This is a genomic window from Neorhizobium alkalisoli, from assembly GCF_002968635.1.
Classification (GTDB): Bacteria; Pseudomonadota; Alphaproteobacteria; order Rhizobiales; family Rhizobiaceae; genus Neorhizobium; species Neorhizobium alkalisoli.
Window position 1 is genome coordinate 167,487 of the sequence record NZ_PVBN01000007.1, and the last position, 17,956, is coordinate 185,442.

Sequence of the window (17,956 nt, forward strand, 5' to 3'; positions counted from 1 at the left end):
AGTTGAAATATCTAGCCAACGGTATACGGATTTTGCGAGAGGTATTGATGCTGAAGCCGAACGAAAATCTGGTCGACGCGGTTTATTTCGATCTGCGGCTGAAGTTGCAGCGGAGCGAGATTTCCACCTCCGACCGCTTGGTGGATACGGAGATCGCCGCGTTAAAAGGCATATCGCGTATGCCCGCCCGCGAGGCACTGCTCAGGCTGGTTTCGGAAGGTTACCTAGTCGGCACGACACGTGGCTTTGCGGTCCGGGAATTGTCCCTGGAGGATATATCGGGGCTGTTTGAAGTGCGCCGCCAGCTCGAGCCGCGGGCGGCTGCGAGTGCGGCGCGGGATATGTCGTCGACAGTCGAGGAAGAGCTGACGGCAGCGATGGTGCGCATCCGGCGATCCTTCGCCGGAGGCGACATGCGAGAACTGGCTGCGTCGAATGTGGATTTTCGCAACGCCTGGCTGAAAGCGGTCTGCAATCGGCACATGGCAGCGACCATCTCCCGTTTCATGGACTATTTTCAGTCGGTCCGCCTCGGCACTTTTGCTGATCCTTCTAGCGCTCAGCAATACCTCGATGGGCTTTCGCATATCCATGAGGCATTCCTTGCACATGACCCCCTGGTCGTTCAGGACCGTATGACGCTTTTCATGTTCGCGGCCGAGGAAGCCTATCTTTCCGTTCGCCGGCGGCAATTGGAAGCGGCGCAAATAAAGCCTTCCTCGCGCAGAGGAAAAACCAGGAGAGGAACAGCATGATCAAGCCGCATCCGCTGAAAGGTTCCAGCAAGCTGAAACTCGGCGTCTTCTCCGCCAATGCCGATGGTGGCTTGGCCATAACCGACGTGCCGGAGCGCTGGCAGGCGCGATGGGAGGACAACCTGAATGCCGCGCAGATCGCCGATCGGGGTGGATTCGACTTTTTCCTGCCGATCGCTCGATGGAAAGGCTTCGGAGGCAAGAACCGGGTGCGCGAATGGTCGTTCGAAACCTTCACCTGGGCGGCGGGCCTCGCATCTGTCACCGAGAGGATCGGTCTCTTCATGACCGTTCATGTACCGCTCGTGCATCCGGTCTATGCGGCCAAGGCGCTCGCGACGGTGGATCATATCAGCAGCGGCCGTGCCGGCCTGAATATCGTCTGCGGCTGGAATCCGAAGGAATTCGGTATGTTCGGCGTGCCGCTCGTGGAGAAGGGCTACGATCAGGCCGCCGAGTGGCTTGAGATCGTGGAGCATTCCTATCGGTCCGATATCCCCTTCGACTATGACGGCACCTATTACAAACTGAAGGATGTTGTCAGCCGCCCCGCGAGCCTGCAGTCACCACGGCCCGTCACCATGAACGCTGCGTTCGGAGGCCCGGGCAGAGATTTCGCCGCGAGGAACTGCGAATACCTGTTTACGACCTTTACGGAGATTGCCGAGGCCGGCAAACACGTCGAGGACATCAGGAACCGGGCGGAGAAGGTCGGACGCGACGTGGGCGTTTATACGGTCTGTCACGTCGTCTGCCGCGAAAGCCAGCAGGAAGCCGAGGACTATTACGAGCGCTATGCCGTGACGCTTGCCGATCACGAGGCGGTCGATGCTCATATGGCCGGCAAGAAGGAGTTTTCGCAGTCACACGACCAGAGCGCGTATGATCGGTATCGCAAAAGGTTTGCAGGCGGTGCCGGTGGCTATCCTTTGATTGGCACGCCGGAGAAGCTGGTGGAGGAAATGATCGCTATCGCGGAACAAGGTTATGCCGGGATTGCGTTGTCCTTCGTCAACTACACCTATGAACTACCCTTCTTCTGTGACCGGGTGCTGCCGCTGCTCAAGAAAGCCGGGCTCCGGGCCTAATGATCGTCGAATCCGTGCTGGAGGAGATCGCAGTACATGGAAATGCTCCGGTTGGGCTTTCGATGATCAGTAGAAATGTGGGAGTGGCAATAAAGCCTCCAACTCAACACTTGAGTTTCTGTTATCGGGCCGTTAAATCTCACGCCACCAGACCGGGCCCCTCTGGCAGTTCGTTGAACTGTGATGTCGGACTGGAATCGTCCAAGTTAGGTGCCTGGTGTTCGTGGCGGTCTCCAACGAAAACGGCAGTGAACCTACGGCAGGCAAAAATGTCAGTCGTATGCTCCTGCCGAACTACCATCGCGACATGAGGTACTCCACGCCATAAGAGATTGGGTGCCAAATGATGGAAATCTTTACTGCAGAGGCATTATCCGCCCTCCTGCAAGTTATCATGATCGATCTTGTCCTTGCCGGTGACAATGCGATCGTTATCGGTCTTGCCGCAGCTGGACTGCCGAAGGACCAGCGGGCCAAGGCGATCCTCGTCGGTATCATCGCCGCGACTATTCTTCGTATCGGGTTCGCCCTTGCCACCACGCAGTTGCTGCAGATCGTCGGCCTGCTGCTTGCAGGTGGCGTACTGCTACTTTGGGTTTGCTGGAAGATGTGGCGAGAGCTGCGTACGCCGCATCAGCAAGAGGACGAGGCGGCCGAGGCGCTTGAGGGAACCGATCTCAATCAGGATGGTACGATCGCCGGTGGCGCGCCTCGCAAGACCTTTGCGCAGGCTGCCTGGCAAATCATCATTGCTGACGTTTCAATGTCGCTCGACAACGTCCTTGCTGTTGCCGGTGCCGCCCATGAACACCCCGAAGTTCTGATCTTTGGTCTTGTCCTGTCGATCGCGCTGATGGGTATCGCGGCAAGCTTTATTGCGCGCCTTCTCAACAAGCACCGGTGGATTGCCTATGTCGGTCTGGCAGTCATCCTGTACGTGTCGCTCGAGATGATTTGGCGCGGCGCGGTGGAAATCATGCCCTATCTCGGCGGTTAACTCTTCTGCGGCGCGGTGAAGCCTTCACCGCGCCGCCTTTGCACGACACGACAATTTTGCTCGCTACCAGCGAGCTGATCTGTCCCTCAATCAAAACTTATGACCAGGCAGCAGAACCTATTCGTCATTGCGACGATCTGCTTTTATGCCTTCACCATGCTGCGGCGTTCGTCGCCGGCCGTGTTAGGGTGGAGGACGCGGCTTTCGTTTTGGAAGAGAAGGCGTCTTTCCGCCGGGCGCCTGTGAGCTAACCGCTCGGGACAGACCCATGACCGAACCCTGTTACGATGTCGCCCATCTGGGGCACGTGGAACTCTACACCGATCGTTTCGACGAAAGTTTGGATTTCTTCACCCGCGTCTACGGGCTGACGGAAAGCGGACGCGAAGGCGATAGCGTCTATCTGCGCGCCTATGACGACTACGAATTCCATACGCTAAAGCTCACCCAACACCACACCACCGGTGTCGGCCATATCGCCTATCGCACGTCGTCAGCGGAAGCTCTGGAGCGCCGCGTCAAGGTGATCGAAGAGAAGGGCTGGGGCGTCGGCTGGACAGAAGGCGACCTCGGCCATGGCCGGGCCTATCAGTTCAAGAGCCCCGATGGTCACGTGTTCGAACTCTATTGGGATACCCAGGAATATGTGGCGCCGCCGGAAGAAAAGCCGGCGCTGAAGAACATCGCCCAGCGCTACCATGGCCGGGGCGCAAGCCCCCGCCGCCTCGATCACGTCAATCTGCTTGCTGCCGATGTCAGCCTGATCCGCGAATTCATGACCACGGCGCTGGGCAGCCGGGTCACCGAGATGATCCAGCTCGACAATGGCCGCCTTGGCGGCTGCTGGTTCACCATCAACAACAAGACCTATGACCTCGCCTGCTCCGAGGACCATACCGGGGCGCACGGCCGTTTCCACCATGTCACCTATGCCTGCGACCAGCGCGAAGACATCCTGCGCGCCGCCGACATCTTCCTGGAAAACGGCGTGCACATAGAATCCGGCCCGCACAAGCATGCGATCCAGGGCACGTTCTTCCTCTATGTCTGGGAGCCCGCCGGCAATCGCGTCGAGCTTGCCAATGCAGGTGCCCGCCTGATCCTTCGTCCCGACTGGAAGCCGGTCGTCTGGACCGAAGCTGACCGCAAGAAGGGCCAGGCCTGGGGTATGAAGACTATCGAAACTTTCCACACGCACGGCACACCGCCGGTTGCGCACAAGTAAGAACAAGAGGCATCCCATGGCAAAGACAGCATTGGTCATCAGCGCCCATTCGGCCGATTTCGTCTGGCGCTGCGGAGGCGCGATCGCGCTTCACGAGGAAAAGGGCTACGACGTCACCGTCATCTGCCTGTCCTATGGCGAGCGTGGCGAAAGCGCCAAGCTCTGGAAGAACCCGGGCATGACGCTTGAGAAGGTCAAGACGGAGCGCCGCAAGGAAGCGGAAAACGCGGCAAAGGCGCTTGATGTCACCGACATCCAGTTCTTCGATCTCGGCGACTATCCGCTGGTCGTCGATCAGGACGCCAAGTTCAAGCTGGTCGACGTGATCCGCAAGGTGCAGCCGGAATTCATGCTCTCCCATTCCAAATGGGATCCCTACAATACCGACCACATGTACGCGACCCAGGTGGCGCTCGACGCCCGCATGATCGCCCAGGCCTGGGGTCACAATCCCGGCGAGAAGGTTCTCGGAGCGCCGCAGCTCTATTTGTTCGAGCCGCATCAGACCGAGCAGATGGAATGGAAGCCGGACGTGTTTCTCGATATCTCCCCGGTCTGGGAGAAGAAATGGGCGGCCATCCAGTGCATGGAGGGTCAGGAGCACCTCTGGCACTACTACAAAAATGTAGCGGAAAACCGCGGCAATCATTTCATGCGCAATTCGGGCGGGCAGTCCGGCGGGCGCAAGTCGACCCATGCGGAAGGCTTCCAGTCCGTTTTCCCGCGCACCGTCGACGAACTTTGATGGGAGATGAACTCTGATGTCGGTCGTCGTCCAGAACATTGAACGCGCGGAGCAGTCGGTCATCGACCGATTGGCTGTCTGCGGCGTTGCCACCGTCCATGAAGCGCAGGGCCGCAAAGGCCTGCTTGCGAGCTACATGCGCCCGATCTATCCCGGCGCGCGCCTTGCGGCGAGCGCCGTCACCATTTCGGCGCCTCCCGGCGACAACTGGATGGTTCACGTGGCGATCGAGCAGCTTCAGGCTGGCGATATCCTTCTGCTAGCTCCGACCAGCCCCTGCGAAGACGGCTATTTCGGTGACCTCCTCGCCACGTCCGCACAGGCCCGCGGATGCAAGGGATTGATCATCGATGCGGGGGTCCGGGATGTGGCTGACCTGACGGAGATGAGGTTTCCGGTCTGGTCGAAGGCGATCTCCGCTCAGGGTACGGTCAAGGAAACACCGGGTTCTGTGAACGTCCCGGTCGTCTGCGCGGGTGCTTATGTTCGCCCGGGTGATGTGATTGTCGCCGATGACGACGGCGTTTGTGTCGTGCTGCGTGAAGAGGCTGAAGCCGTGGCCAAGAAGGCGGAAGCCCGCGTCGCGGCCGAAGACGACAAGCGCAAACGGCTCGCTGCCGGCGAACTCGGCCTCGACATCTACGACATGCGCGGCAGGCTCGCCGAAAAGGGCCTGAAATACATCTGAGTGCTGCAAAAGAGCGGAGGCGGTCATGAATGAAACCGAAACCGGCGTCCGATGCATGTGGATGCGGGGCGGCACGTCCAAAGGTGGATACTTCTTGGCCGAAGACCTGCCGGTCGACCGAGACGACTTCCTGCTGCGCGTCATGGGCTCGCCCGATACGCGCCAGATCGACGGTATGGGCGGAGCCAACCCGCTCACGTCCAAAGTGGCAGTTGTTAAGAAATCCGAGCGGGAGGGTGTCGATGTCGACTATCTCTTCCTGCAGGTCTTCGTAGATCAGCCGATCGTCACGGATGCGCAGAACTGCGGCAATATCCTTGCCGGCATCGGGCCCTTCGCCATTGAGCGCGGTTTGGTGCAGGCAAAGGGTGAAAAAACCGACGTTTCGATCTTCATGGAGAACACTGGGCAGATCGCGATTGCGACAGTGGAGACGCCGGGCGGCCAGGTTACCTACAAGGGTGACGCGAGGATCGACGGTGTGCCCGGCTCGTCTGCACCTGTTCCAATCGTTTTCGCCGATACTGCCGGCTCGTCCTGCGGAGCCCTCCTGCCGACAGGCAATCCGGTCGACGACATCGACGGCGTGGCGTGCACCTTGATCGACAACGGCATGCCCTGCGTGGTGATGCGCGCCGACGCGCTCGGGATCAAGGGTACGGAAAGCCCCAAGGAGCTGGAAGCGAACCAGGAATTGCGAGCGAGGCTCGAGGCGATCCGGTTGAAGGCCGGACGGATGATGAATCTCGGTGACGTCGCAAAAAAATCGGTGCCGAAAATGACCATGGTTTCGGCCCCGATTGCCGGCGGAGCGGTTTCCACCCGTACTTTCATTCCGCACACCTGTCACGATGCGATCGGCGTGCTCGGTGCCGTCAGCGTTGCGACCGCCTGCCTGCTGCCCTCAGGCCCCGTGTCGGAGCTCGCCGCGATACCGGATGGCGATGAGAAGCTGCTGTCGATCGAACATCCGACCGGTGAGATGAGTGTTATCGCCACGATCAAGAACGGCGAAGTCGATCGTGCCGCCGTGTTGCGGACGGCCCGCAAGCTCTTTGATGGCAGGGTCTTTGTGGAATGATCTGTGGGGCAAAGATATGAGGATCGCCTTTCTGGGCTTTGGCGAAGCGGCTCGCGCCTTCCACGACAGTCTTGTTCCGAAGCTCGAACATGGCGAGTTTCGAGCCTATGATTTGCTGCTTGATCGCGTCGAAAGTGTCGAGGAGATGCGCATGGCAATGATCAGCCGCAATGTGAAGCCCGCTGCTTCACCGGCGGAACTTGCTGACGCGGAATGGATCTTCAGTGCGGTTACAGCCGATCAGAGCCTCATCGCCGCACAGTCTTTGGCGCCGTATCTCGGCCAAGGCGCGCTGCTGATCGACATCAATTCCGTTTCGCCGGAGCGCAAGCGGGATACGGCAGCGCTTATCAATTCGACGGGTGCCAATTATCTCGACATGGCCGTCATGGCGCCCGTGCATCCAAAAGGACATGCAACTCCGGTACTTGTTGCCGGCGTGGAAGCAGCGGAGCTGTTGGAGCGTTTTCGAAGTCTCGGTTTCGACGCCGATCTGGTCGGCGATATGCCCGGTGCGGCCACGGCCATCAAGATGGTGCGCTCAGTCTTCGTCAAAGGTCTGGAGGCAATCACAGTCGAGGCTCTCCTGGCCGCCGAGGCATCCGGCTGTTTCGAGCAGATATTGGCTTCGCTCTCTCAAAGTTTTCCCGGCCTCGACTGGTCCAGATTTCCCGATTACCAGTTTGAACGAACGGTGCGCCATGGTCGCCGTCGTGCTGCTGAAATGCGGGAAAGCGGCGTCACGCTGGATGCGCTCGGTCTCAACGGTGGGCTTGCGCGGGAAATTGCCGCCGTGCAGGACGCGATGGCCGCGACCGGTTTAAAATCCACGGATGATCTCAGGGAGACAGTCTCGCGTGCGTTGGCTGCCCGCCGCCGACCGGAATAGCGCGCTCATCCTCCAACTATCGTCTGTCGTGCCCAGACTGGCGCGGATTGCGGCGACCATCCAGAGCAGGACTGCTTTGTATACACGGGACTTGGCCAATTCATCAGATGTGGCTAAGATTTCCGGATCGATGGGGGAGGCCTGTGCCGACTTCGCCGCAGAGCACAGGTGCTGATTTGGAAGAGACTTCGAGAAACACTCATACGATGCGGGCTCTCATGGAGCTGCGCAAGAAGATACTGAGCGGCGACTATCCTGGCGGCACCCGGCTTTTCGAGGTTCCGCTTGCGGAGACGCTGCAAATTTCCCGCACGCCAGTTCGCGAGGTGATGTCGCGCCTTGCTGAGGAAGGATTGCTGGATCGCCTCGCGAACGGTGGTTTCGTCGTCCGCAGCTTCACCTATGCGGACGCCGTAGACGCCATCGAGCTGCGTGGCGTGCTGGAGGGAACGGCAGCGCGGCTTGCTGCCGAGCGTGGAGTGTCTCAGGCGGGAATGGATCAGCTTGGGGAAATTCTGGCGCGTCTCGAGGCCTGCTTCGGCGGCGGTCCTGACGAAGTGGATCTGGAAGCCTATTCCGAGGCGAATGCGAAATTCCACGCGGTTCTGGTGGGGCTTTCCAACAGTTCCGTCGTTCAGCGCGAGGTGGAGCGAGCGACGCGTCTGCCCTTCGCGTCACCATCGGCATTTCTTTCCAGCCGAACGCATGTCGCGGCCTTCCGGCAGTCTCTGCATATCGCCCAGGATCAGCATCGCTCACTGGTTGCTGCGATCGCCGGCCGTGAGGGTGCGCGGGCGGAGTTCCTTGCGCGGGAACATGCGCGCATTGCCCGCAAGAACCTCGAATATGCAGTCTATGAGAATCCGGAGTTGATGCTGACCGTACCCGGCCTCGTTCTGCTTAATTCCTGACTCATCCGCGGCGCCGATGCTTCCTGAGATGTGCGTATCCCCGTTATCCGCCGGCGTTTATTGGTCGCCAATATTTTCCCTTGAATTTCCTCTCCGATGGCGTCATGTATACATGAAACTTCTAGCCATAGGGAGGAATTCTATGACGAAAGCTAATCTGACCCAAGTTTTGAAGGATGCCGGCAATACGGTCACGCATCTTCGCAACTCCAAAACAGGGATTTATGTATACCCGGTCGTCGCTCCGGAATTCTCCAACTGGCGCTCCGAGCAGGCTGCGTGGCGGGAAACAGCCGTTCTTTTCGACCAGTCCCATCATATGGATGAGCTTGTTGTCGAAGGCCCCGATGCCGCCAAGTTCCTGGAGAGCCTGTCGATCAACAGCTTCGCCAATTTCGGCGTCGACCGTGCCAAGCACTACGTTCCGGTCACGCCGGCCGGCCACGTCATCGGCGACATGATCATCTTCCGCGAAACCGAAGAGAAGTTCGTTCTCGTCGGCCGCGCCCCGACCGCCAATTGGCTGCTCTACAACGCTTCTCTCGGCAAATACAATGTCAAGCTGACGCACGATCCCCGCTCTCCGTCGCGTCCGGACGGCAAGGAGGTGACCCGCATCCACTACCGCTTCCAGATCCAGGGGCCGGATGCGCCGAAGGTCTTCGAAAAGATGAACGGCGGTCCGATCCCGGAGATCAAATTCTTCCACGTCGACTGGATCAATGTCGGCGGCCGCAAGGTTCAGGCTCTGCGTCACGGTATGGCCGGCGCTCCGGGTCTTGAAATCTGGGGTCCGTATGCGGAGAAGGATGAAGTCCGCGCCGCTATCCTGAAAGCAGCCGAAGAAGCCGGCGTCGATCTGCGCCAGGTCGGCAGCCGCGCCTACGCCACCAACACCCTGGAATCCGGCTGGATCCCGTCGCCGCTTCCGGCGATCTACACCGGCGACGAACTGCAGGCCTATCGCGACTGGCTTTCTGCCCAGAGCTATGAAGCCAGCGGCTCGATCGGCGGCAGCTACGTTTCCGACAACATCGAAGACTACTACCTGAACCCCTACGAGCTGGGTTACGGCGTATACGTCAAGTTTGACCACGACTTCGTCGGCCGCGCAGCCGTCGAAAAGCAGAAGGCAACCCCGCAGCGTCGCAAGGTCACCTTCGAGTGGAACTCCGACGACGTCGTCAAGGTCATTGCTTCGGCGTTCCAGCCGGGCGAACAGGCTGCCAAGTGGATCGACTTCCCACTCTCCAACTACGCGTCGTCGAGCTTCGACAAGGTTCTGAAGGACGGCAAGGTCGTCGGCCTGTCGATGTTCAACGGCTATAGCTACAACGAGCGTTCCATGCTGTCGCTCGGCGTCGTCGATGCCGACATCAAGGAAAACGACATCCTGACGCTCGTCTGGGGTGAGCCGGATGGCGGTACTTCCAAGACCTCGGTGGAGCAGGGCCACAGGCAGACTGAGATCCGTGTTCGCGTCGCTGCAGTGCCCTACGCACAGGAAGCACGTGAAAATTACGCCGAAAGCTGGCGCACAAAGAAAGCCCTCTGAGCTTCAGGCGTGCGAGAACATGGGTCTCGCACGCCGCTCCGTCCATTTCGGTCGGAGGCATTCGGATTAGACGGGGGAGGATCGACAATGGCACTTTTGAATCTTTTCAGGGGAAAGCAGGAGGAAAAATCCCTCGAGCCGGCTGGCTTCAGGGATCTCATCGCCGGCTATTCCATCGAAGTCATGCCGCGGACGGCAGCCAAAATAGACGACTTCAGGAGCCTTCTGCCCAAAGGCACGCGCGTCTACATCGCCCATATCGACGGCACGCCGATCGAAGACATGGTTTCGACCGCCAAGCGCCTGGCCAATGACGGTTTTGCGGTAATGCCGCACTTCCCATCACGCATCATTCCAAGTGCGGTCACGCTCGAGGACTGGATCAAGCGCTACAGAAACGAGGCCGGTGTCGATCAGGCCTTGTTGCTCGGGGGTGGTGTGACGACGCCGGCAGGCGATTTCGACAGCTCGATCCAGCTTATCGAATCGGGTCTTTTCGATCGCTACGGCTTCAAGCGCCTGCATGTCGCCGGGCACCCGGAAGGCAATAAGGACATAGATACCAACGGTGGTTCGAAGATCGTCGACGAAGCATTGCAGTTCAAGCAGGCCTATTCCGAGCGCACCGATGCCGAGATGGCGATCGTTACCCAGTTTGCTTTTGAGGCTAAACCCGTGATCGCCTGGGCCGAGCGGATTGCTGCGGCCGGCATCAAGCTGCCTATTCATCTGGGGATCGCCGGGCCGACCAAGCTGCAGACTTTGATCAAGTTTGCGATCTCCTGCGGCGTAGGTCCCTCGCTGAGCGTGTTGCAGCGGCGGGCGATGGATCTCAGCAAGCTCCTGGTGCCGTACGAACCCAGCGATTTCCTGACAGATATCGCCGAATACAAAACGGCGCATCCGGAAAGCCTGATCGATCGCATCCATGTCTTCCCGCTGGGCGGTATCCGTGCGGGCGCCGAATGGATGAATGAACAGCTCGCCGACGAACGCATCGTCGCGCCGTGATGTTGTCGGGCGGGTAAGGCATCGATAGCAGCTTTGGCCAATGCGAGGGCCTCGGCGCCTGCAGATTATCTATCACTGATTGGGCTCTTGATCCGGTCGATATAGCGGCGCGCGGAGCGCGCCACGATATCCTGCCCGGCTTGCCGCACATTCTGGTGAGAAAAGGCCCCGTAGATTCGCTCGAAAGGCCATGGCGCCAATCGTTCGGCGACATCCGCTACTTCTTCGGCGCTGAGTGGCAGCATGTTCGGGTAACTCCACATGAATGACACGTGGTCGGCCCCAGGGGTCACCTGGACGATGTCTCCGGCGAGCAGCACGCCTTGCTCATCCTCGCCCGTCCAGTGAAGCACTGTGCCGCCGGCGAAGTGGCCACCGCCATGAACAAGCGTGACCGCGGAGGAGAGGACGAGAGCATCCTCTTCCCAAAAGCGGATGTAATCGGAAGGGCGGCAGATCCATTCCTTGTCTGCGGCGTGAAGGTAAATCGGAGCGTCGAACGCAGCGGCCCAATCCTGCATCGTCGTATAGTAATGAGGGTGTGAGATGGCGATAGCGCTCAGGCCTCCGAGCGCGTCGATGATTGCTTTGGTTGCCTCGTCAAGGAGAGCGATGCAATCCCAAAGCACGTTTCCGGCCGGCGTACGCAGAAGTAAAGCGCGCTCGTTGATGGCGAAGGCCGGGACAGTCTGGATTGCCATCAGTCCCGGCTCGAGTTGAAGCCAGGTATTGCGGTGAGCCAAAGCAAGTTTTTCCGGTGTGGTCCAGGCTTGCCCGGAGGCTGGCACATATTGCCGTTCGTCAGCGCAGATCCGGCATGTCTTCAGGTGCTCTCCGTCATCGAAAGAGGTGCCACAGGCGGAGCAAACAAAGATCGTCATGAGAATCCTCCTCGATGTCCTGACCGAATCCGTTCGCAAACCAGGAGGAAACGATATTCGCGGCGGAAAGGGAAGTCATTGCCGGCGGAAGATTGCCGGGGCTGGATTTGTTCATATTCTTTCCGTTGGATTCACGGTTTTCAAAGGCTCGTCCCATAAAATGCCGCAAACTAACCTGCGACCGAGGTCTCTATGACGAGTGTGAAGACGCCACGCATCCATAACCTGGATCTGCTGCGCTTCGTTTCGGCACTGATGGTGCTGCTGTTCCACTATGGATTCCGCATGCAGATTTCCGGAGAGGGTGGCGGCATCGGTTTTCCGGAGCTTGCGCCGCTGGCCATGTGGTTCGACATCGGCCTCCTGATCTTCTTCGCTATTTCCGGCTATGTCATCACAATGTCGGCAGAAGGACGTTCGGCCTACGAATTTGCGGTTGGGCGGGTGGCCAGGCTGTGGCCGACTTTTATGGTCTGCGCGACGATTACCGCTATCGTTCTGACTTTCTGGCCCGTGCCGTCCCTCCAGCCCCCGACGCTTGAACAGTGGATGGCGCATGCCGTCATACTGTCGAGAGCGCTTGGCCAACCTTTCCTCGATGGTGCCTATTGGACGATTGCCTACGAGATCATCTTCTACGGCTGGGTGTTTCTGCTGATTGCAACAGGCCTTTTCGACCGTGGCTGGCGTATATTGGTGCTGTCGTGGCTTGCCGTTTCCGCCTGCAATGAAATCGCCATCGGAAGTGGAGTTCTGCAGAAACTACTGATCACGGAATATTCCGGTTACTTCGCGTTCGGGCTGGTGCTCTACAAGACCCAACAGCACCGCTCGGCTGCAAATTTCTGCGTGCTTGGCGCGGCGGCCATCTGGGCCATGGTCACACCTTTCCTTACCGAACCGGACTTTATTGAAACCTATGGCCTGAGCCGGCATGTCGGCGGTCTTGCGCTTATAGGTCCGGCAGCGCTTGCGGCCATGGCCATTGCCGCCCTTTCACCGTCACTGCGGATTTCTCCGGGTTGGGCAATAGGCCTTGGGGGGCTGACCTACCCCCTTTACCTGCTCCATCAGAATATCGGTTACGCTGTCTTTGCCCATTTCGGCACCGAAGATAATCGGTGGATTGTCGGCCTCGTATTGGTCGCGGCCTTATTCCTCCTGTCATGGTTGATTGCCAAGGGGCCGGAGCCGACAGCGCGGCGAACCATCGTCCAATTCGCGCAGCGGCTCGAAGATGGGCTTTCGCGTCTGAAGCAGCGGGCAGTTCAAGCCGATTGACGCTAGTGTTTTACCCGGATAAATTCATCCGAAGCGATGGAGAAAACGGGTGAAACTCAGCTGGACGGCCTTTCAAGGCGATAAACGCATCACAGGCGGCTCGCCGGCCGAGGTTGTCACCGCGTTGAAAGTCCGGCACGTAAGCGGAGTTCTGATCTTTGACGACGCCACTGGACGGCTCGTCGATCTCGACCTGCGGGGGGATGTCGAGGAATGTCTCGCGCGTCTGCCGAAGGACGACGCGGGTCCCGTTGAGCCGGCGGAACGGCGGCCGGGACGCCCGAAGCTCGGCGTCGTCGCGCGTGAAGTGACGCTGTTACCGCGGCATTGGGAATGGCTCAATCGGCAACCGGGAGGCGCGTCCGTGGCATTGCGCAAGCTCGTCGAGGCCGCGCGGGCTGCCGGCGACGCCGACAGTCAGAAGCGACAGGCTCAGGAGGCTGCCGATCGTTTCATGCAGGCCCTTGCTGGCGATCAGCCGGGTTACGAAGAGGCGGCTCGAGCCCTCTATGCAGGACAGGCCGACCGGTTTGAAGGCCTGACGGCTGCGTGGCCGAAGGATATCCGTAATCACGCTATACGTCTGGCCAAAGGTGCTTTCGAGACTTCGGGCACTGAGCGGAAATAGCGATTGCGGCAAATGCTTCGGCAGCTGGCCTCAGCCCAAGCGGGTAAGCAGGCACGTTTCCGAACATATCCTGTTCGTGATTGAACATGGACCGGCGGCCCGGAGGTGCCTAAGTTCCGTCTCGCTGCCTGGAGGGCGGCTGGGAGGAATAACGCATGGATCGCATGAAGAACAAGGTCGTCGTCGTGTTCGGCGCGGGGTCGGTCGGCCCGGGCTTCGGGAACGGCAAGGCGGCGGCCGTTGCCTACGCTCGTGAAGGCGGGAGCGTCGTATGTGTCGACGTCAACCGGGATGCGGCCGAGAATACGCTTGAGGTGATCAAGTCCGAGGGTGGTGTCGGTCTGGCGCTTGCCGCCGATGTGACGAAATCCGATGACATCGCTGCCGTAGTCGAAAAGGCGATGGAGCAGTTTGGTCGCATTGATGTGCTGCACAACAATGTCGGGATCAATCTTCCCGGCGGTGCCGCCGAGGCGACCGAGGAAAGCTGGCGACGGGTGATCGATGTCAATCTGACTAGCGCGTTCCTGACCTGCAAGGCGGTCCTGCCGATCATGGAGCGGCAGGGAGGCGGTGCGATTATCAGCATCTCCTCGCTCGCATCCATCAGGTGGACCGGATACCCGTATGTTTCATATTATGCATCCAAGGCCGGCCTCAATCACTTCACGCGAGCCATCGCAATTGAATATGCTGCCAAGGGCATTCGAGCGAACACGATTCTTCCCGGCGTCATGGATACACCCCACATCCAGAAACAGATCAGCGGCTATTACGGTTCGGCGGACGAGATGAAGGCCAAACGCGACGCTCTTGCACCTATGAAGAAGCAGGGAGACGGCTGGGATATCGCTTGGGCGTCTGTTTTTCTTGCCTCTGACGAGGCGAAGTACATTACGGGTGTTGAGCTTCCGGTTGACGGAGGTCTGCATGTTACGGTTTCCGGCAGCATCAGCTGAAGCGTATTCAGCTATGTTTCTTGTGTTCCATGATATGAACCTAGTGAGAAGATTTCTATCTCGGTTCTGATTTTGTGCTTGCCTACTTGCCAAAGCTCACGCACTCTCCCGCAGGTTCGGAAAGAACAAGGTCCAGAAAGTGGACTGCCATAAGGCTGGAGGAGCCTGAGGCGGGGAGGAAGCAGCAACGCGCTGAGGAGGCGTTGCGTTTCAGTACGCGAGATGCGTTCCCTTCGACCTCGGCGTTCGCCTGTTTGGAGGAGGGTGAATTTTGACGGCAGCCAACAATGCGATCGGCTCTATGGATGAGGCTTCGTTGCTTGCCGGCCTCGAAGGAGTAGCGCCGCAGCAACGCGGATCGGTCTGGATGCGACCCGTCGAGTGGGTGGCGGCACTGCTGCTCGTGGCGGTGATCGGGCTGCTTCTGACGGGAGTCGTTTCCCGTTATGTCTTTTCGTTGCCCATCGTCTGGATCGACGAGGTCGCCTCGATTTCATTCCTGTGGCTTGCAATGCTCGGAGCCGCGATGGCGGTCGACCGCAATGAGCATCTGAGACTTACCCTGTTTGTGGGCATGCTGCCCGATCGGTTGCAGGGCCTGGCCCATACCCTGACGATGCTGTTGATGGCGGTGTTCCTGGGGGCGATGCTGCTGCCTGCCTATGAATATGCCGTCGAAGAATCCTTCATTACCTCTGCTGCGCTCAATATCCCAATGAGCTTTCGAGCCGCGGCCTTGCCCGTCGGTGTTGCCCTGATGCTGATCCTGGCGCTGGCTAAGGGGCTCAGAGGTTCAAGCCTCAGGCGCATTGCCGGCAGTGTTGTCCTGATCGCGGCAATCACAGGTCTCCTGTGGCTCACCGGACCCAGCCTCAAGCAGATCGGCAACTGGAATATTCCGATTTTCCTGGTCGGTTTCGTGGGATTGTTTCTGGTGCTCGGCGTGCCGATAGCCTTCTGCTTCGGCCTTGGAACGCTCGCCTTTCTCAACTTTACCACGTCCGTGCCGGTCTTCGTGATGATCGGCCGCATCGACGAAGGCATGTCGAGCATCATCCTGCTCTCCGTGCCGATCTTCGTCCTTCTTGGCTGCATCCTGGATGCGACCGGTATGGGCAAGGCAATCGTTGAATTTTTGGCTTCGCTGCTCGGGCATGTGCGCGCCGGCATGTCCTATGTGTTGCTTGGTTCGCTTTTTCTCGTCTCCGGCATTTCCGGCTCCAAGGTATCGGACATGGCGACGGTGGCGCCGGCGCTGTTTCCCGAGATGAAACGGCGCGGTCACAAGCCGCCGGAGATGATTGCCTTGCTCGCTACCGGTGCGGCGATGGCAGAGACCGTGCCACCTTCCATCGTGCTGATCGTGCTGGGATCGGCAGCCGGAGTTTCCATCGCGGGCCTGTTCACATCCGGCTTTGCAATCGCCATGGTGCTGCTTCTGGTGCTTGCCGTCCTCGCTCGATGGAAATCGCGGCATGAATCCATGGCTGGCGTGCGCCGGGCGCCCTTGCCGGTGATCAAGAAAGCCCTTCTGATCGCAGCGCCTGCCCTCGTGCTGCCTTTCCTGATCCGCACCGCTGTCGGCGAGGGCATTGCAACCGCCACCGAGGTTTCGACCATCGCGGTGCTTTACGCCATGATCATCGGCGTGGTGCTTTATGGCGGCATCAGCTACGGCCGGCTTTATTCGATGCTGGTTGAGACTGCGGCACTTTCCGGCGCGATCCTGATGATCCTGGGTGCAGCCTCGGCCATGGCCTGGGCGCTGACGCAGACCGGATTTGCTGCTCAGCTTGTCGAAGCGGTGCAGGATCTGCCGGGTGGCTGGATGACGTTCATGGGCGTCACCATCCTCATCTTTCTGGTGCTCGGCTGCGTGCTCGAAGGGCTGCCGGCGATCGTGCTGATGGCGCCGATCATGTTCCCGGTCGCTCGCTCGCTCGGAATCAACGACATTCACTATTCCATGGTGGTGGTGACGGCGATGAATATCGGTCTCATGACACCTCCGATCGGCATCGGTTTCTACATCGCATGCAAAATCGGCAATGTTTCGCCGGACGAAGCCATGAAGGCGATCTGGCCCTATATCGGCGCGCTGATGATCGGCCTTCTGGTGATCGCAGCAGTACCTTACTTTTCCACGGCCTTTTTATAAGAGGCGAAAACACATAACCGGGAACTGAAATCGGAGGAGGATTTCATGAACGTCAATCGCAGAACGCTTCTTTTGGGCGCGGCCACGACCGGTCTCGCCACCACATTTTCGGTCCGCACACGGCCGGCGAATGCCGCTGAATTCACCTACAAGTTCGCGAACAACCAGGCGCTGACGCATCCGATGAACATTCGCGCCAAGGAAGCGGTGGCGAAGATCCAGGAGGAGAGCGGCGGTCGCATGGCGATCAACATCTTTCCCTCGAGCCAGCTCGGTGCCGATACGGACATGCTGAGCCAGGTGCGGTCCGGTGGCGTCGAAATGTTCAGCCTGTCGCCGATCATTCTTTCGACACTAGTCCCGAATGCGTCGCTCAACGGCGTAGGGTTCGCGTTCCCCAGCTACGATCAGGTCTGGCCGGCGATGGACGGCGACCTCGGCAAATACGTCCGCGGCGAGATCGAGAAGAAGGGTCTGTTGACGCTTGAAAAGATCTGGGACAACGGCTTCCGCCAGATCACCTCGTCGAAGGGGCCGATCGAGACTCCGAAGAGCCTCGAAGGGTTCAAGATCCGCGTACCCGTCAGCCCGCTCTGGACTTCCATGTTTACTGCGTTCGGCTCGGCGCCAGCCTCTATCAATTTCGCCGAGACCTATACTGCCCTGCAGACCGGCATCGTTGACGGTCAGGAAAATCCGCTTGCCATCCTTGCGACCGCGAAGCTCTACGAGGTGCAGAAATATGTCTCGCTGACGAACCATATGTGGGACGGGTTCTGGATTCTGCTCAACCGCCGCTCCTGGCAGGCATTGCCGGAAGACCTGCAGCAGATCGTCTCCAAGCATTTCAACGCGGCAGCCGAACAGCAGCGCAAGGACGTCATGGCGCTGAACGCCACTGTCCAGGCCGAGCTGGAGAGCAAGGGCATGAAGTTCAACAAGCCGGACGGCGCTCTCTTCCAGGAAAAGCTGCGTAGCGCCAACTTCTACAAGGATTGGAAAGCCAAATATGGGGACGAAGCCTGGGCGATCCTGGAAAAGGCCGTCGGCAAGACGCTCGGCTAGGCAGGAACAATCGGGCGCCAGATAGAGGCTCAACTTTAT

17 protein-coding genes are annotated in these 17,956 nt (G+C 59.3%); 16 read left to right on the plus strand and 1 reads right to left on the minus strand.

The window, feature by feature from the left end; translation table 11 throughout:
• The first annotated feature begins 47 nt into the window (after positions 1-47).
• The 11 genes from C5L13_RS16925 (at position 48) to C5L13_RS16975 (ending at position 10,945) form a co-directional block, all read left to right on the plus strand.
• Complete coding sequence (locus tag C5L13_RS16925; protein WP_105384465.1) at positions 48-755, plus strand: GntR family transcriptional regulator; 708 nt, start codon at positions 48-50, stop codon at positions 753-755.
• Positions 752-1,843 carry an LLM class flavin-dependent oxidoreductase gene (locus C5L13_RS16930; RefSeq protein ID WP_105384466.1) on the plus strand — a complete coding sequence of 364 codons (1,092 nt, stop codon included), beginning with the start codon at positions 752-754 and terminating at the stop codon, positions 1,841-1,843. Before C5L13_RS16925 ends, C5L13_RS16930 begins: the two co-directional genes overlap by 4 nt.
• Before the next feature lie 343 nt (positions 1,844-2,186).
• Complete coding sequence (locus C5L13_RS16935) at positions 2,187-2,840, plus strand: TerC family protein (protein ID WP_105384467.1); 654 nt, start codon at positions 2,187-2,189, stop codon at positions 2,838-2,840.
• A gap of 268 nt (positions 2,841-3,108) precedes the next feature.
• A complete protein-coding gene (locus C5L13_RS16940) occupies positions 3,109-4,065 on the plus strand; it encodes a VOC family protein (protein ID WP_105384468.1) in 957 nt (318 codons plus the stop codon).
• A gap of 16 nt (positions 4,066-4,081) precedes the next feature.
• Complete coding sequence (locus C5L13_RS16945; protein ID WP_105384469.1) at positions 4,082-4,810, plus strand: PIG-L deacetylase family protein; 729 nt, start codon at positions 4,082-4,084, stop codon at positions 4,808-4,810.
• 16 nt (positions 4,811-4,826) lie between these two features.
• Positions 4,827-5,498 (plus strand): 4-carboxy-4-hydroxy-2-oxoadipate aldolase/oxaloacetate decarboxylase, encoded by a 672-nt coding sequence (locus tag C5L13_RS16950; RefSeq protein WP_205836849.1) that lies wholly within the window; start codon positions 4,827-4,829, stop codon positions 5,496-5,498.
• 25 nt (positions 5,499-5,523) lie between these two features.
• Positions 5,524-6,579 carry a 4-oxalomesaconate tautomerase gene (locus tag C5L13_RS16955; protein WP_105384471.1) on the plus strand — a complete coding sequence of 352 codons (1,056 nt, stop codon included), beginning with the start codon at positions 5,524-5,526 and terminating at the stop codon, positions 6,577-6,579.
• Between the two features lie 16 nt (positions 6,580-6,595).
• Positions 6,596-7,468, plus strand: a complete 873-nt coding sequence (locus tag C5L13_RS16960; RefSeq protein WP_105384472.1) for an NAD(P)-dependent oxidoreductase — start codon at positions 6,596-6,598, stop codon at positions 7,466-7,468.
• Between the two features lie 206 nt (positions 7,469-7,674).
• Positions 7,675-8,379: a GntR family transcriptional regulator gene (locus C5L13_RS16965; RefSeq protein ID WP_170117281.1), complete on the plus strand. Its 705-nt coding sequence runs from the start codon at positions 7,675-7,677 to the stop codon at positions 8,377-8,379.
• Between the two features lie 142 nt (positions 8,380-8,521).
• Positions 8,522-9,934: a vanillate/3-O-methylgallate O-demethylase gene (gene ligM, locus C5L13_RS16970; RefSeq protein ID WP_105384473.1), complete on the plus strand. Its 1,413-nt coding sequence runs from the start codon at positions 8,522-8,524 to the stop codon at positions 9,932-9,934.
• An 87-nt stretch (positions 9,935-10,021) separates the two neighbouring features.
• Positions 10,022-10,945, plus strand: a complete 924-nt coding sequence (locus tag C5L13_RS16975) for a methylenetetrahydrofolate reductase (protein WP_105384474.1) — start codon at positions 10,022-10,024, stop codon at positions 10,943-10,945.
• 65 nt (positions 10,946-11,010) lie between these two features.
• On the opposite strand, the gene C5L13_RS16980 is transcribed toward C5L13_RS16975, so the two are convergent.
• Positions 11,011-11,826 carry an MBL fold metallo-hydrolase gene (locus C5L13_RS16980; RefSeq protein ID WP_105384475.1) on the minus strand — a complete coding sequence of 272 codons (816 nt, stop codon included), beginning with the start codon at positions 11,824-11,826 and terminating at the stop codon, positions 11,011-11,013.
• A gap of 192 nt (positions 11,827-12,018) precedes the next feature.
• On the opposite strand from C5L13_RS16980, the gene C5L13_RS16985 reads away from it, so the two are divergent.
• The 5 genes from C5L13_RS16985 to C5L13_RS17005 all read left to right on the plus strand — a co-directional run bounded on the left by C5L13_RS16985 (position 12,019) and on the right by C5L13_RS17005 (position 17,917).
• A complete protein-coding gene (locus tag C5L13_RS16985) occupies positions 12,019-13,107 on the plus strand; it encodes an acyltransferase family protein (RefSeq protein ID WP_105384476.1) in 1,089 nt (362 codons plus the stop codon).
• Between the two features lie 49 nt (positions 13,108-13,156).
• Complete coding sequence (locus tag C5L13_RS16990) at positions 13,157-13,735, plus strand: DUF2239 family protein (RefSeq protein WP_105384477.1); 579 nt, start codon at positions 13,157-13,159, stop codon at positions 13,733-13,735.
• A gap of 155 nt (positions 13,736-13,890) precedes the next feature.
• Positions 13,891-14,694, plus strand: coding sequence for an SDR family NAD(P)-dependent oxidoreductase (locus C5L13_RS16995; protein WP_105384478.1), 804 nt, complete (start codon positions 13,891-13,893; stop codon positions 14,692-14,694).
• Positions 14,695-14,995: 301 nt separating this feature from the next.
• Complete coding sequence (locus tag C5L13_RS17000; protein WP_105384568.1) at positions 14,996-16,852, plus strand: TRAP transporter large permease; 1,857 nt, start codon at positions 14,996-14,998, stop codon at positions 16,850-16,852.
• Positions 16,853-16,897: 45 nt separating this feature from the next.
• Positions 16,898-17,917 carry a TRAP transporter substrate-binding protein gene (locus C5L13_RS17005; RefSeq protein WP_105384479.1) on the plus strand — a complete coding sequence of 340 codons (1,020 nt, stop codon included), beginning with the start codon at positions 16,898-16,900 and terminating at the stop codon, positions 17,915-17,917.
• The last annotated feature ends 39 nt before the right edge of the window (positions 17,918-17,956 follow it).